Source organism: Streptomyces sp. NPDC041124, assembly GCF_055592385.1.
In genome coordinates this window covers 465,117-480,250 of sequence record NZ_JBVIYR010000002.1, presented here as the reverse complement: position 1 = coordinate 480,250, position 15,134 = coordinate 465,117, and the positions used below count along the sequence as shown (strand labels likewise).

Genomic DNA, 15,134 nt, shown 5'->3' with positions numbered 1-15,134 from the left:
GTAAGCGCAAGGAGTTCACGCCTTGATACCCAGATGGACCGCGCCCCCGGGGCGCCGCACCGCACGGGGGCGGCGCGTCGCCGCCGTCACCGTGGCCGCGCTCGCCGCGGCGCTCGTGCAGCCGCTCGCGGCCCGCGCCGCCACCCCGCCCGCGCCCCCCTCGGACGCGCGGCTCGCCACGTCGCCGGCGCGACACGACCTGACCCGCGAGCAGTTCTACTTCGTCCTGCCGGACCGCTTCGCCAACGGCGACCCGAAGAACGACCGCGGCGGACTGACCGGTTCACGCCTCGCCCACGGGTACGACCCCACCGACAAGGGCTTCTACCAGGGCGGCGACCTCAAGGGCCTGACGAAGAACCTCGACTACATCAAGGGGCTCGGCACCACCGCCATCTGGATGGCGCCCATCTTCAAGAACCAGCCCGTGCAGGGCACCGGCAAGGACGCCTCGGCCGGCTACCACGGCTACTGGATCACCGACTTCACTCAGGTCGACCCGCACTTCGGCACCAACAAGGACCTCGAGACCCTCATCGACAAGGCCCACGCCAAGGGCATGAAGGTCTTCTTCGACGTCATCACCAACCACACCGCCGACGTCGTCGACTACGAGGAGAAGTCCTACGGCTACCTCTCCAAGGGCGCCTTCCCGTACCTGACCAAGGACGGCGAGCCCTTCGACGACACCGACTACGCCGACGGCACCCGCCCGTTCCCGCGCGTGGACACCGGTTCCTTCCCGCGCACCCCCGTGGTGCCCGACGCGAAGAAGCGGGTCAAGGTCCCCTCCTGGCTCAACGACCCGGCGATGTACCACAACCGCGGCGACTCCACCTTCGCCGGTGAGTCCAGCGAGTACGGCGACTTCTCCGGCCTCGACGACCTGTGGACCGAGCGTCCCGAGGTCGTCGACGGCATGGAGAAGATCTACCAGCGCTGGGTCAGGGACTTCGACATCGACGGCTTCCGGATCGACACCGTGAAGCACGTCAACATGGAGTTCTGGACCCAGTGGGCCACCGCCCTGGACGCCTACGCGGCCAAGCAGGGCCGGGACGACTTCTTCATGTTCGGCGAGGTCTACTCCGCCGACACCGACGTCACCGCCCCCTACGTCACCGAGGGCCGCCTCGACGCCACGCTCGACTTCCCCTTCCAGGAGGCGGCCCGCCAGTACGCCTCGCAGGGCGGCAGCGCCAAGAAGCTCGCCTCCGTCTTCGGCGCCGACCACAAGTACACGACCGACCGGGCCAACGCCTACGAGCAGGTCACCTTCCTCGGCAACCACGACATGGGCCGCATCGGGACGTTCCTGAAGCAGGACAACCCCAAGGCGTCCGACGCGGAACTGCTGAAGAAGGACATGCTCGCCAACGAGCTGATGTTCCTCAGCCGCGGCAACCCGGTCGTCTACTACGGCGACGAGCAGGGCTTCACCGGCGCCGGCGGCGACAAGGACGCCCGCCAGACCCTCTTCGCCTCCCGCACGGCCGACTACCTGGACGACGACCTGATCGGCTCCGACCGCACCCACGCCGAGGACACCTACGACACGCGCTCGCCGCTCTACCGGCAGATCAGCGCCCTCGCGAAGCTGCGGGGGGCACACCCGGCCCTGACCGACGGCATCCAGCAGGAGCGGTACGCCGCCGACGGCGCGGGCGTCTACGCCTTCTCCCGCACGGCCACCGGCAAGGACACCACCGAGTACGTCGTCGCCTTCAACAACGCCGGTGAGGCGAAGCGGGCCACCTTCCCGACCGGCTCCGCCCGCATGGCCTTCACGGGCCTGTACGGCACCGACGCCACCGTCACCAGCGACGCCGACAAGAAGATCACCGTCACCGTCCCGGCGGGCTCGGCGATCGTCCTCAAGGCATCCGGCCCGCTCGGCAAGCCCGCCGCGAAGCCCACGGTCACCCTGAAGGCCCCCGAGGCCGGCGCCACCGGCACCGTCGAGCTCACCGCCGACGTCTCGGGCGGACAGCTCAACCGGGTCGTCTTCGCCGCCCAGACCGGCGACGGGAAGTGGCGCACCCTCGGCTCCGCCGACCACGCCCCCCACAAGGTCACCCACACCATCGGCGAGGACGTGCCCGCCGGGACCGCCCTGCGCTACAAGGCCGTCGTCATCGACTCGGCCGGCCGCACCGCGAGCGCCCTGGCCGCCTCCACCACCGGCACGCCGCCCGTGACGGAGCCGCCCACCGCCGCCACCCGCGACTACGCGGTCGTCCACTACCAGCGCGCCGACGGCGACTACGAGGACTGGGGCCTGTACGCCTGGGGCGACCTCGCGGACGGCGAGGCCACCGAATGGCCGGACAGCCACCCCTTCACCGGCCGCGACGCCTACGGCGCCTTCGCCTACGTCAAGCTCAAGCCCGGCGCGTCCGACCTGGGCTTCCTCGTCATCGACAAGGACGGCAACAAGGACGTCGCCACCGACCGCACGATCGACCTCACCAAGGCGGGCGAGGTCTGGATCGAGCAGGGCAAGGAACCCGTCGTCACCGAACGGCCCGAGTACCCGGCCCAGGACACCACCAAGGCGGTCCTGCACTACCACCGCGCGGACGGGAACTACGACGGCTGGGGCCTGCACACCTGGACCGGTGCCGCGGAGCCCACCGACTGGTCGAACCCCCTGGAGCCGGTGAAGACTGACCCCTATGGCGCTGTCTTCGAGGTGCCGCTCGCCGCGGGTGCCACCAGCCTCAGCTACATCCTCCACAAGGGCGACGAGAAGGACCTCCCGACCGACCAGTCGCTCGACCTCAAGGCCAACGGCCACGAGGTGTGGCTGGTGAGCGGCCAGGAGAAGTACCTGCTGCCGCAGCCCGCCGGCTCGGCGGCCGCCCTCGACCTGACCACCTCCAAGGCGGTCTGGATCGACCGGGACACCCTCGTCTGGGACGGCTCCGAGGCCGCCGCCTCCACCCAGCTCCTCGCCTCCCGCACCGGCTCCGTCACGGTCCGGGACGGGACGCTGCAGAGCGGCGACGCCCGCTGGCTGCGCCTGACGAAGACGGCCCTCACGGACGCCCAGAAGGCGCAGTTCCCGCACCTCGCCCAGGGCACCGCCTGGTCCGTCGACCCGCGTGACCGGGACCGGGTGCGCGAGGCCCTGCGCGGCCAGGTCGTCGCCACCCAGCACGCGGCGAACGGCGCCGTGCTCGCGGCGACCGGCGTGCAGACCGCAGGCGTCCTCGACGACCTCTACGCCGCCGGCGCCACGAAGGCGAGGCTCGGCCCGGTCTTCCAGGGCGGCCGCCCGACCCTCTCCGTGTGGGCCCCCACCGCACGGAACGTGTCGCTGGAGATCGGCGACCGCACCGTGCGCATGCGCCGCGACGACGGCACCGGCGTCTGGTCCGTCACCGGCCCGCCCTCCTGGAAGGGCGAGGAGTACCGGTACAAGGTCGAGGTGTGGGCGCCCAGCACCCGCGAGATCACCACCAACACGGTCACCGACCCCTACTCGGTCGCCCTGACCACCGACTCCGAGCGCAGCCTCGTCGTCGACCTCGCCGACCGGCGCCTCGCCCCCAAGGGCTGGACCTCCCTCGCCAAGCCGAAGGCGGTGCCGCTGAAGGACGCCCAGATCCAGGAACTGCACATCCGCGACTTCTCCGTCGAGGACCGCACGGCGAAGAACCCGGGCACCTACCTGGCCTTCACCGACAAGGACAGCGACGGCAGCAGGCACCTGCGGGAGCTGGCGGAGTCCGGCACCTCCTACGTGCACCTGCTGCCCGCGTTCGACATCGCCACCATCCCCGAGAAGAAGTCCGACCAGGCGACCGTCGACTGCGACCTCGCCTCCCACCCGGCCGACTCCGCCCGGCAGCAGGAGTGCGTGGCGAAGGCCGCCGCCAAGGACGCCTACAACTGGGGCTACGACCCGTACCACTACACGGTCCCCGAGGGCTCCTACGCCACCGACCCGGACGGCACCGCCCGCACGGTCGAGTTCCGCGAGATGGTCAAGGCGCTCAACGAGGAGGGCCTCGGGGTCGTCATGGACGTGGTCTACAACCACACCGCGTCCCACGGCCAGGCGCAGACCTCGGTCCTGGACCGGATCGTGCCCGGCTACTACCAGCGGCTGCTCGCCGACGGTTCCGTCGCCAACAGCACCTGCTGCTCCAACACGGCACCCGAGAACGCCATGATGGGCAAGCTCGTCGTCGACTCGGTCGTCACCTGGGCCAGGGAGTACAAGGTCGACGGCTTCCGCTTCGACCTCATGGGCCACCACCCGAAGGCCAACATGCTCGCCGTGCGCGAGGCCCTCGACGCGCTCACCCTCAAGAAGGACGGCGTCGACGGCAAGAAGATCATCCTGTACGGGGAGGGCTGGAACTTCGGCGAGATCGCCGACGACGTCCGCTTCGAGCAGGCCACGCAGCAGAACATGGCCGGCACCGGCATCGCCACCTTCTCCGACCGGGCCCGTGACGCCGTGCGCGGCGGCGGCCCCTTCGACGAGGACCCCGGCGTGCAGGGCTTCGCCTCCGGCCTCTACACCGACCCCAACTCCTCGAAGGGCAACGGCACCGAGGCCGAGCAGAAGGCCCGCCTCCTGCACTACCAGGACCTGATCAAGGTCGGGCTCTCCGGCAACCTCGCCGGCTACACCTTCACCGACACCAGCGGCAAGGAGGTCAAGGGCTCCCAGGTCGACTACAACGGCGCACCCGCCGGATACGCGGCCGTACCCGGTGACGCCCTCGCCTACGCGGACGCGCACGACAACGAGTCGCTGTTCGACGCGCTCGCCTTCAAGCTGCCGAAGGACACCCCGGCCGGCGACCGGGCCCGCATGCAGGTCCTCGCCATGGCGACGGCCACCCTCTCCCAGGGCCCGGCGCTGTCCCAGGCGGGAACCGACCTGCTGCGTTCCAAGTCGCTGGACCGCAACTCCTACGACAGCGGCGACTGGTTCAACGCCATCCACTGGAACTGCGCCGCCGGCAACGGCTTCGGCCGGGGGCTGCCGCCGGCCGCCGACAACGAGGACAAGTGGCCCTACGCGAAGCCCCTGTTGGGCTCGGTGCGGGTCGGCTGCCCGCAGATCCAGGGCACCACGGCCGCGTACCAGGACCTGCTGAGGATCCGCACGACGGAGAAGGTCTTCTCCCTCGGCACCGCGGCCCAGGTGCAGTCCCGGCTCTCCTTCCCGCTCTCCGGGAAGGACGAGACGCCCGGCGTGATCACCATGAGGCTCGGCGGCCTGGTCGTGGTCTTCAACGCCACGCCCAAGCGGCAGGAGCAGTCCGTGGCCGCGCTCGCCGGGACCGGCTACCGGCTGCACCCGGTGCAGGCGGCGGGCGGGGACGCGGTCGTGAAGACCTCGTCGTACGCGAAGGGGACCGGCACGTTCACCGTTCCGGCGCGCACGGTCGCGGTGTTCACCACCGCCGGCTGACCCCGTAGGACACTGCGGTTAGGGTGAGCCCTCCTGACCTTGAACAGGAGGGCTCATGCCGCAGATCACCGTCGACTACTCCGAGCGGCTCACGGACGGCTTCGACCGGCCCGCGTTCGCGCGGGACCTGCACACCGCCGTGGTGGAGATCGCGGCCGCCAGGCCGCCGGCGTGCAAGACGCGGTTCCGGCGCACCGAGGACGTCGTGGTCGGCCCCGACACCGACGGGCACGCCCTCGTGCACGTCCACATCGCCCTGCTGGCCGGCCGCAGCGACGAGACCAAGGCCCGTCTCACCGAGGCCGTGCTGGACCTGCTGCGGCAGTACGTCAAGCCGTCCGAGGGGCAGACGCTGCACGCCTCCGCCGAGGTGCGGGAGCTGGACGCGTCGTACCGGAAGTTCGAGGGCGAGTAGGCCCGCTCGGGCCGGCGGAGGGGGGCACGACGGGCCGCGGCGGCCCAGCCAGGCCGGCCGCACCGGGATGCCGTCCTCGTCCGCCTCGGCGGGGCCGGCCGCCGGCCCCGCCGGTCCGTCCGGCTCGGCGGGAGGCCCGGCCGCGGTGCTTTCACCGGCCCGCCGTTCCCGGGCCCGCGGTTCCCGCACCTCCGGTTCCGGACTCAGGGACCGGCCAGCGCGATCAGCCGGACCGCCAGGTCGGTGAACGGCCCGTCCCCCGGCTCGTTCTTCAGCAGCGCGCGCAGCAGCGCGGCCAGCTCCTCGTCGCGGGAGGCGGCGACGGCGGCGAGCGCGGCGAAGTCCTGCACCAGCTGCGCCTCCAGCTCCTCGCGCGGCACCCGCCGCCCGTCCAGCCAGATCAGCGCGGTCGACTCGACGAGCGAGACCCAGGACCGTACGACCAGCTCCAGCCGGGCCGGCGCCGGGCCCACCACCCCCAGGTGCGACAGCATCTGGTCGTACGCGGCCTGCCGTACGGAGTCGACCAGCGCGTTGGTGGCCGAGGACCCCACCGCCGGGCCGCCGCGCATCAGGGCGGCGAAACCGGGGCCGTGCTCCTCGACGAAGTCGAAGAACCGGGCCATCACCCGCCGCAGCCGTGATCCCAGCGGGCCCTCGTGCGGCTCCACGAACCGGGACGCCAGATCCTCCGAGGCACGCCTCAACGCGGCCTCGTACAGACTGAGCTTGCCGGGGAAGTAGTGATAGACCAGCGGGCGCGAGATGCCGGCCCGCGCCGCTATCTCGTCGATGGAGACCTCGTCGGGGGAGCGCCGGCTGAACAGTTCGAGGGCCACGCCGATCAACTGCTGCCGCCGCTCCTCCACTCCCATCCTGCGACGCGCCCCGGTAGTCATGCGCACACCTTACCGATCGAATTCGGCCGCGAACGGTCCGGACCGGCCGACGGTGTTCACACCCTCAGCGCAGCCCGCTGACCGACCGCCCGTCCTCCAGTCTCCCCCGGAGGTCCGCCCGGGCACCCTGCGCGGCGCGGACGGTCAGCAGGTGGCCCCCGGCCGACCCCTCGACGCCGCCCGTCGCCCTGACCGACGCGGTGTCGCGGCTGCCGGCGGCCAGCAGGTACCAGCCGCCCGCCCCCGACCTCCACAGCACCCCGGCGAGCACCCGCGGCTCCCGCTTCCCGCACTCCGGCACGTCCTGCGCCTTCGCCGCCACCGCCCCGGCCCGCGCACCCGGCGCGAGGAACTGCGCCAGCACCCTGGCCCCGCCGCCCCGCCAGGTCTCGGCCCGCGTGCACACCCACTGCGCCGCCCCCGCCGCCCCGGGCAGCGGCTGCTCCGCGAACGCCCAGGCGTTCACGCTCCGCACCCCCGCCGAGCGCACCGCGGCCAGCGAGCAGGCGTACGGCGCCCAGGTGCGCAGCGCCTTCGCGCCGGAGGCGTCCCGCGGTGCCCCGGGAGGCCCCGCGGTCAGCCGGGCCGGGACCAGCTCGCCCAGGTCGGTCAGCATCCGGGTGCCCGTGCCGTCGCTCAGGCGCAGCACGTTCCACGACGTGCAGGGACCCTCCCGCAGCGCGGGGCTCGCCAGGGGCGAGGTCACCCCGTCGACGAGGGTCAGGGCCATCGCGCCGGAGCCCGGCCCGCGCAGGTCCCGCTCGGCGGCCCGGCGCACCCAGGGTGCGGTCAGGTAGCGGACGTTGCCGTCGGCCCGGCTCAGCACCACCGCGCCCGACCCGGCCCTCCCCGCACCGTCGGCGCGGGCGAGGTCCAGCACGGCACCCTCGGTGCCCTCCTCGGGTTCCGCGTAGCGGACGACCCGCAGACCGTCGTAGAGGATCACCACCCGCGCGGTGTCGACCGTCCCCGCGTACAGCAGCTGGGGCGGTCCCGCGGGCCCGCCGGCGGGGGTGCCCGGGGTCGCCGACACCCGCACGCTCTTCCCGGGCCGCGCCCACACGGCCAGCGCGCGGCGCAGCAGTGCCCGGTCGCCGGTGCGCTCGCCGCGCGCCGGCCACACGGAGAAGTCGGTGCGCGCGGAGGTCTTCCACGCGGCGGGGGAGACCCGGGTCAGCTTCCCGGGGTCCAGCGCGGCCCGCGCCGCCGGGTTCTGCGCGTACGGGGGAGCGGCGGCACCGTCCGCGCCCCAGCCGCCGCCCGGCAGCGCGAGCAGCGTCCCGCACACCGCCAGCGCGGCCCCGCCGACCAGCGCGGCCCTCAGGTGCCGGCGGCGGCGCAGCAGGTCCGGCGGCCGGGCCTGCAGCGAGCAGGGGTCGAACTCGGGGGAGTCCAGCAGCCGGTACGGGTCGGGAATCCCGTCGGCCTCCACCAGCGCGCCCTCCACGTCGGCGACGCCCGCGGCCAGGAGCACCTCGGTGACGTCACCGTCCGGGAGCCGCTCGAGGCCGCGCAGCACGTGGGCGGCACGTGCCGGGCCGGACAGGGCCGCCATCCGCTGGTCCAGGGCGAGTTCGCCGGCGCCGCCGGGACGCGGGAACAGGCTCAGTCCCCACACCCGCGGCAGGGGCGGCAGCGGCGCCCAGCGGCCGCCGCGGGCCCCGCGCCCCAGCGCCGTGCGCAGCACCTGGAGCCGGACCAGCGCGTACCCCGGGTCGCCGGTCCGGCCGGCCTGCTGGGCGGGGATCAGCGGCGCGGGGGTGCGGCCGCGGGGCAGCGCCCGCTGCACCAGGCCGTGCGCGGTGAGGACCCGCCGGCGCCGGCCCATGGAGGAGGGCAGCACCAGGTAGGCGAGCCGGACCAGCCGCGGATAGTGCTCGACGAGAGCGGCCTCGGCCTGCTCGACGTCGACGACCGGACCGGCCGGAGGGGAGGGCGCGGCGGGCTGGGCGGCATCCTGTGACTGCACGCCCAGCAGAACGACCGAACGGGCGGATGGTCACCTGACCCGGCCCGTGAGGTGAGCACGGCGGCCACCGTGTCCGTATGGGAGGCCGAGGGCCCCGCGCCGGGGCTCCGTGCGGCGTGTCGCCGTCACGATGTCGCCGTCAAGGACCGGAGGAACACATGAGGGTGACCCGACCGATGCTCGCGCTGACCGGCGCGGTGGCGGCCCTGGCACTGGCGGGCTGCGGATCCGGCGGCACGGACGAGGACCGGGTGCCGCCCACCGCGACGGGCAGCCTGGAACACCTGGCCGCCGAGGCGAAGTGCGAGCCGGACATGCAGACCGACGCCGACACGATCCGCCAGGCGCTGTGCGAGAAGGGCGGCGAGAAGTACGTCCTCGCCACCTTCGCCACCGACCGCGGCCAGCGCGAGTGGCTCAACACGGCCAAGGACTACGGCGGTTACTACCTCGTCGGCCGCAAGTGGGTGGCCGTGGGCGAGGAGAGGACCGTCACGGCCCTGCGGAGCACCCTCGGCGGGACCATGGAGGAGGGCTCCGAGCACATGAACCCCGGCGGCAGTCACAACCGGGGCGGCCACCACGGCTGACCCGGCGGGCGCGGACGGCCGAAGAGGCCGGCGGTGGGGGCCCCACCGCCGGCCTCTTCGGCGTCACGTCACCGGACTACCGGACTACCGGACTACCGGACTACCGGACTACTGGCAGTCCTGGCCGCTGTTGATGCACTCGACCATCTGGTTCATCAGGTCCTCGTCGAAGAAGTTGATGAAGTCGTTGTGGTCGGTGATCGGCTTGTGCAGCTGCTCCGGGAAGGAGTCCACGGCGAACGGGTTCACGACCTGCCCGTCCTGGATCTGCGGGGCCGGGATGTCGTCGTACACCAGGCGGACCTGGAGCTGGGGGATGGCCTGGAAGCCGTTCGAGCAGGTGCCGTCCGCCTCGACGAAGTCGACGTGCGTGCGGTGGTTGGCGCTGTCGATGTTCTGGCCGTCCCAGCAGCTCTGGAAGGCGGAGGTCCGCACCACGCTGCTGCCCTCGGGGCAGATCGGGTACTTGTCCGTCACCTGCCGGTCCTCGAAGCCGGTGCAGCTCCAGGCGGTGTTGGCGTTGTTCAGGCCGTTGGTGAAGGCCTTCGCGTCACCGGTGATGATGCGCAGCGCCCTCGGCATCGCCACGACGTCGCCCGTGCGGTTGCCGACGAACTTCAGCTCCGCCGCGGAGGGCGCGACGATCTTGCCGACGTTGCCGTCCTGGCCGCCGCCCGGCCGGCCCTGGTCGATGTCCTGCGTACCGTCCTGGATCCGCAGCACCGGCCAGAAGTACGACGACCGGTCGCCCTGGTTCTGGCAGGTGGTGTCGCCGTTCGCCAGGTCCTGGTCGCTGGCGAAGGCGGTGTTGGCCTGGTTGCCGACGTAGTCGTGCTGGTGCTGCGCACCGTTGCTGACGCCGGGGGCGACGATCACGTTGTCCGAGTTGCGCAGCGCGTTCTCGTTGGTGCCGCACGCGGTGGTGAAGGAGCCCGTCGAACCGCCGTCGCCGTTCGCCGCCAGACCGTTGGGCAGGTTGCGGGAGTTCGGCGGGACGTCCTCGATCCTGATGAAGTCGTCCGCCACGGGCCCGTTCTGGGCCTGTCCGCCGTTGCCCTGCTCGCCGCCGTTGTCCTGTCCGCCGCCGTTGTCCTGGCCGCCGTCCTGTCCGCCGCCGTTGTCCTGGCCGCCACCACCCTGGTCCTGGCCGCCGTTGCCGTTGCCCTGGTCGACGGGCACGCCCTGGCACGGGGCGAACCGGCCGAAGTCGCGCGGCGCCTTGCCGCCCGCCCGGTTGATGTTGATGCCGATGCGGTCCAGGGTGGCCGTCCGCTTGGACTTCAGCGGCCCGAGGATGGCGTTGTCGACGTAGTTCGGGTCGCCGGCCTGGGCCTGGCGGGTCTCCGCCAGACGCGTGTAGGCGTCGGTGATCTGCCGGTCGAGCGCCGCCAGTTCCTTCGCGACGCCCTTGCGGGCGCTGCGCGGCACCCTGGTCAGCTTCTGGCCGACGTCCGGACAGTTGATCGTCGCGACCTGCGCGCTCCTCGACTTCGTCCGGTTGTGGTGACCTCCGTCCTCGTGAGCCGAGGCGTAGAAGTTCGCCCAGACCAGCCCGCCCCCGCCGAGCGCCAGGGCCGCCGCCCCGGCGGTCACCTTGGTCGCCAGCGGCATCCGACGTTTTCTTGTGTTGCGTCCCATGGAACTCCTCTTGACCTTCCTTACGGGGGCATCCCATTGCGGGGCGTCGAGCGGCCCGACAGGAGTGAAGCGGCTCCCTTGAGTACGGAAGCCGCCCCACGGGTGTTCACCCGTCCCGTGAATCGATGGAAAGTCAGTACGCCACGGGGGTGTCAACAAGCGCTGTGGCACCGGGAGTTGCGGAGCAGACACCCGGGGTGAAGCGGCGGTGTGCCCGGCGGCCGCCCGTTCCCTCGGCACCAGCCGGCCCGCGACCGCCGGGGAGGTGGTGCTGTCTATACCTCCCCGGTGATGCCCAGCACCTTCGCCTCCACCGCCGGATCGAGCCCCAGGGTCGTCCGGTCCGGCCGCTGCGGCGCGGTGCCGCCGATCTCCGTCAGCCAGCGCCAGGTGTCGGCCACGGTCTCGGCGACCGGGCGGCAGCGCAGCCCGGCCGCGACCGCCCGGGAGACGTCCGCCGAGTGCAGCGCGTCGTGCAGGTCGCTGCCCGGCGGCACCCACACCGGCAACTGCGTCCACGGCTCGATGCCCGCCCCGAGGACCGTCTCCGGCGGTGTCCACCGCAGCTCGGCGGAGCCGCCGGTAGCCCGCACACAGGCCTCCAGCAGCTCGCGCATCGTCGCGTGCCCCTGCGGCGACATCAGGTTGTACGGCCCGCTCAGCCCCTGCTCGGCCGCCCCGAGGATCCATTCCGCGAGGTCGCGGACGTCGACGTACTGCAGCGGCAGCTCGCCCGGGCCCGGGGCGAGGACCGGGCCGCCGCGCGCCGTCCGGTTCAGCCACCAGGGCAGCCGCCCCACGTTCTCGTACGGCCCGAGGATCAGTCCGGCCCGCACCAGCAGCGACCGGTCCGCGCCGAAGGCGTCCACGGCGGCCAGCTCCCCGCCCCGTTTGTCCCGCGCGTAGTCCGTGAGGTCCGCGTCGGGGGAGGCGCCCTCCACCACCGGAGCCTGCTCGGTGTACCCGGCGGGCGGGGCCCACGCGTACACCGAGCAGCTCGACACGTACACGTACCGTCCGGCGCGGTCCCGCAGCAGCCGTGCCGTGTCCCGCACCGCGCGCGGCGCGGCCGACCAGGTGTCGACGACGGCGTCCCACTCACCGGGGTCCTCGTCGAGCGCCGCCAGACCGTCGAGCGCGGTCCGGTCGCCCCGCAGCGTCCGCACGCCCGCCGGGGCCTCGTGCCGGCCCCGGTGGAAGACGGTCACCTCCCAGCCCCGCCCCACGGCCGCCTCGGCGACGGCCCGGCCCGCGAACTCCGTACCACCCAGCAACAGAAGTCTCATACCGGCGACTCTGCCCGCCCGGGCGGCGGGACGGAACGGCAATCTGCTGACGGCAGACCGTGCCGTCCGCTCAGCGACCCGCCGGCGGGACGTACTTGTAGCCGACCCGGCGCACCGTGCGGATCGTGTCCCGGTGCTCGGCTCCCAGTTTGCGGCGCAGCCGGGCGACGTGGACGTCGACGGTCCGGCCGTCACCGACATGGCCGTAGCCCCACACCGTGCCGACCAGGTGGTCCCGGGTGTGCACCCGGCCCGGATGCGCCACCAGATGGGCGAGCAGTTCGAACTCCAGGTAGGTGAGGTCGAGCGGGCGCCCGTCCACCTCGGCGGTGCGCTGCACCGGGTCGACGCGCACGAGCGGATCACCGGCGGGTTCGGCGGGCTCCGGTGCCGCCGTCGCGAACGGCGGCTGCCGGTCGGCGGGGACCAGCACCAGATAGCCGACCATCGGGGGCCGCCCGGGCAGCACGGGCACCGCGTTCGGCGGCGCGGGCAGCCAGGTGGCGCCGGGCGGCAGCAGACCGGCGACCGTCACCACCTCGTCCCGTTCGACGGCACGCAGCCGGGGCGGGGCCGCAGCGGCGGGGGAGACGGAGGGCACGGAGGACAGGGAACGGGAGGTCGCCATGGGACGTCAGCTCTTTCGCGCGAAGGGTTCGTCGGGGACGTACGCGGTGCGCGGCGGCCGAGGGCCGGGAGGAGATCCGGGCGTCAGCGGGCCGGCGCGTTCGTCGCGCGACAACACGCCCGGTCGAAGTCGTGGTGCTGACGGGACGGCCAGAACGGCTCGAGGTCACTGCGCCTCGTCGCCTCGTACTTGCGGTAGCCGGCCATGTGCCTATTGAAGCAGACGACGCGAGGGGCGCCCACCGTGAACGGCGGACGCCCCTCGTGAGGACAGCGGGGACGGATCAGATCTGGCCGGCCTTCTCCAGCGCGGTGCAGCACGTGTCGACCAGCAGACGGGTCACCACGTACGGGTCGACGTTGGCGTTCGGACGGCGGTCCTCGATGTAGCCCTTGCCGTCCTGCTCGACCTGCCACGGGATGCGCACCGAGGCGCCGCGGTCGGAGACGCCGTAGGAGTACTCGTTCCACGGGGCGGTCTCGTGCAGGCCGGTGAGGCGGTCGTCGATGCCGGCGCCGTAGTTCTTGACGTGGTCCAGCGGCTTGGAGCCCTCACCGAGCGACTCGCACGCGGTGATGATCGCGTCGTAGCCCTCGCGCATCGCCTTGGTGGAGAAGTTGGTGTGGGCGCCGGCGCCGTTCCAGTCGCCCTTGACCGGCTTGGGGTCGAGGGTGGCGGAGACCTCGAAGTCCTCGGCGGTGCGGTAGAGCAGCCAGCGGGCCACCCACAGCTGGTCGGAGACCTCCAGCGGGGCCAGCGGGCCGACCTGGAACTCCCACTGCCCGGGCATGACCTCGGCGTTGATGCCGGAGATGCCGAGGCCCGCCTTCAGGCAGTTCTCCAGGTGCGCCTCGACGACGTCCCGGCCGAAGATCTCGTCCGAGCCGACACCGCAGTAGTAGCCGCCCTGCGCGGCCGGGAAGCCGCCCTCCGGGAAGCCGAGCGGACGGGCGCCCTTGAAGAAGGTGTACTCCTGCTCGATGCCGAAGACCGGCTCCTGGCCGGCGAACTTCGCGGCGACCTCGGCCAGCGCGGCCCGGGTGTTGGACGCGTGCGGCGTCATGTCCGTGTTCAGGACCTCGCACAGCACCAGGACGTCGTCACCGCCGCGGATGGGGTCCGGGCAGACGAAGACCGGCTTGAGGACGCGGTCGGAGGCGTGCCCCTCGGCCTGGTTGGTGGAGGACCCGTCGAAGCCCCAGATCGGCAGGTCCGCGCCCTTGGCGTCGTCGCCCATGATCTTCGTCTTGGAACGCAGCTTGGCGGTCGGCTCGGTGCCGTCGATCCAGATGTACTCGGCCTTGAAGCTCACGGTCCACATCCTTCGGGGTGGGTCTGGCGCGCTTGTGCGGGTGCTGCGGCGCTGCGGCACTGGGGCGCCGCCGTCGATGGCACGCAGCTTGTCAACAGGCGATTTCCCGGCCATTGCCCGCATGTGAACCCCGTGTTACCGGCCCGCGGTGCGCCCCGTCCCCCTCAGTGGGAGGGGAGCGGGGAGGGGCGCGGTGTATGCGATGGACGCGCCGGGGGCCCGCCGCTCCCGACCGTGAGCAGCGGGCCCCCGGGAGGGAATCCGGGCCTCACCCCACCTTCTCGATCACCGCGCGGCGTATCAGGAACTTGCCGGGCTCGCGGACCTGTTCGAAGGCGGCGTCGTTGAGCAGCACGCAGCTGCCGGACACCGAGGTGACCTCCACCGTCGTGGACTTGTCGTTGTCCAGGTTGGTGACCTTCAGCTTCGTCCCGGCCGGGAACTGGTTGCTGGACGCGGCCGGGGCGCCGGCCTCACCGGAGAGGGTGACGGTCGACCCGTTGCACACCTGCTCACCCGAGGCCGCGGCGCCCTCACCACCGGCCTGGCCTCCGCCCTGGTCCTGGCCGCCCTGGCCCTGGTCACCCTGGGCCGGCTGCGACGGGGCGGCGGGCTGCTCCGGCTGCGCGGTCCGGGAGCCCTGAGCCGACTCCCCAACCGTGCACCCGGACGCCTCCTGCTGCACCTTGATCTGCGCGATGACCGCCTCACGGTTGGCGATCCGCGCCTGGGACTGGGCGTCGGGGGCGGCCCGCTGGCCCTCGATGAACTTCTCGTTGTTGCCGAGCGCGGTGGCCAGGCCCTGACAGACCGTCGAGTCCGCCGCCGACCTGGTGGTGGCCGCAGGCGGGGTGGCGTTCGACGTGGTCGCCATGACGACGGCACCGCCGCCCGCCACCGTGGCGGCGCTCAGCAACAGCGCGAGTTTCTTCTTCGGACCGAGACTTCTCCTGCGCGACATGC

The 15,134-nt window shown here is 72.7% G+C and carries 10 protein-coding genes; 3 read left to right on the top strand and 7 right to left on the bottom strand.

Going from position 1 to position 15,134, the window contains the following annotated elements; translation table 11 throughout:
* Window positions 1-22: 22 nt before the first annotated feature.
* Both pulA and ACZ6A9_RS06575 read left to right on the top strand, forming a co-directional pair.
* Entirely contained in the window at window positions 23-5,434 is a 5,412-nt protein-coding gene (pulA, locus tag ACZ6A9_RS06580; protein WP_468979565.1) for a pullulanase-type alpha-1,6-glucosidase, read from the top strand.
* Between the two features lie 55 nt (window positions 5,435-5,489).
* A complete protein-coding gene (locus ACZ6A9_RS06575) occupies window positions 5,490-5,849 on the top strand; it encodes a 5-carboxymethyl-2-hydroxymuconate Delta-isomerase (protein WP_468979562.1) in 360 nt (119 codons plus the stop codon).
* A gap of 203 nt (window positions 5,850-6,052) precedes the next feature.
* Here the strand turns inward: ACZ6A9_RS06575 and ACZ6A9_RS06570 are convergent, their stop codons facing one another.
* Together ACZ6A9_RS06570 and ACZ6A9_RS06565 are read right to left on the bottom strand one after the other, a co-directional pair.
* Window positions 6,053-6,748: a TetR/AcrR family transcriptional regulator gene (locus ACZ6A9_RS06570; protein WP_468979560.1), complete on the bottom strand. Its 696-nt coding sequence runs from the start codon at window positions 6,746-6,748 to the stop codon at window positions 6,053-6,055.
* Between the two features lie 64 nt (window positions 6,749-6,812).
* A complete protein-coding gene (locus ACZ6A9_RS06565; RefSeq protein ID WP_468979558.1) occupies window positions 6,813-8,717 on the bottom strand; it encodes a hypothetical protein in 1,905 nt (634 codons plus the stop codon).
* Window positions 8,718-8,875: 158 nt separating this feature from the next.
* Here ACZ6A9_RS06565 and ACZ6A9_RS06560 point away from each other — a divergent pair, with 158 nt between their 5' ends.
* A complete protein-coding gene (locus ACZ6A9_RS06560; protein ID WP_468979555.1) occupies window positions 8,876-9,307 on the top strand; it encodes a hypothetical protein in 432 nt (143 codons plus the stop codon).
* Between the two features lie 108 nt (window positions 9,308-9,415).
* Here the strand turns inward: ACZ6A9_RS06560 and ACZ6A9_RS06555 are convergent, their stop codons facing one another.
* From ACZ6A9_RS06555 to ACZ6A9_RS06535, 5 genes are all read right to left on the bottom strand, one after another.
* Window positions 9,416-10,945, bottom strand: a complete 1,530-nt coding sequence (locus ACZ6A9_RS06555) for a DUF1996 domain-containing protein (protein ID WP_468979553.1) — start codon at window positions 10,943-10,945, stop codon at window positions 9,416-9,418.
* Window positions 10,946-11,220: 275 nt separating this feature from the next.
* Window positions 11,221-12,231, bottom strand: a complete 1,011-nt coding sequence (locus tag ACZ6A9_RS06550) for an SDR family oxidoreductase (RefSeq protein ID WP_468979550.1) — start codon at window positions 12,229-12,231, stop codon at window positions 11,221-11,223.
* Between the two features lie 70 nt (window positions 12,232-12,301).
* Window positions 12,302-12,859 (bottom strand): winged helix-turn-helix domain-containing protein, encoded by a 558-nt coding sequence (locus tag ACZ6A9_RS06545; protein WP_468979548.1) that lies wholly within the window; start codon window positions 12,857-12,859, stop codon window positions 12,302-12,304.
* A 283-nt stretch (window positions 12,860-13,142) separates the two neighbouring features.
* A complete protein-coding gene (glnII, locus tag ACZ6A9_RS06540) occupies window positions 13,143-14,171 on the bottom strand; it encodes a glutamine synthetase (protein WP_468979541.1) in 1,029 nt (342 codons plus the stop codon).
* 268 nt (window positions 14,172-14,439) lie between these two features.
* A complete protein-coding gene (locus ACZ6A9_RS06535; RefSeq protein ID WP_468979537.1) occupies window positions 14,440-15,132 on the bottom strand; it encodes an RlpA-like double-psi beta-barrel domain-containing protein in 693 nt (230 codons plus the stop codon).
* Window positions 15,133-15,134: the final 2 nt, after the last annotated feature.

Coding starts and splice junctions, on each gene's coding strand:
- ACZ6A9_RS06575 (WP_468979562.1), top strand. CDS start 5,490: ATGCCGCAGATCACCGTCGACTACTCCGAGCGGCTCACGGACGGCTTC.
- ACZ6A9_RS06570 (WP_468979560.1), bottom strand. CDS start 6,748: ATGACTACCGGGGCGCGTCGCAGGATGGGAGTGGAGGAGCGGCGGCAG.
- ACZ6A9_RS06535 (WP_468979537.1), bottom strand. CDS start 15,132: ATGTCGCGCAGGAGAAGTCTCGGTCCGAAGAAGAAACTCGCGCTGTTG.
- ACZ6A9_RS06555 (WP_468979553.1), bottom strand. CDS start 10,945: ATGGGACGCAACACAAGAAAACGTCGGATGCCGCTGGCGACCAAGGTG.
- ACZ6A9_RS06560 (WP_468979555.1), top strand. CDS start 8,876: ATGAGGGTGACCCGACCGATGCTCGCGCTGACCGGCGCGGTGGCGGCC.
- ACZ6A9_RS06550 (WP_468979550.1), bottom strand. CDS start 12,231: ATGAGACTTCTGTTGCTGGGTGGTACGGAGTTCGCGGGCCGGGCCGTC.
- ACZ6A9_RS06545 (WP_468979548.1), bottom strand. CDS start 12,859: ATGGCGACCTCCCGTTCCCTGTCCTCCGTGCCCTCCGTCTCCCCCGCC.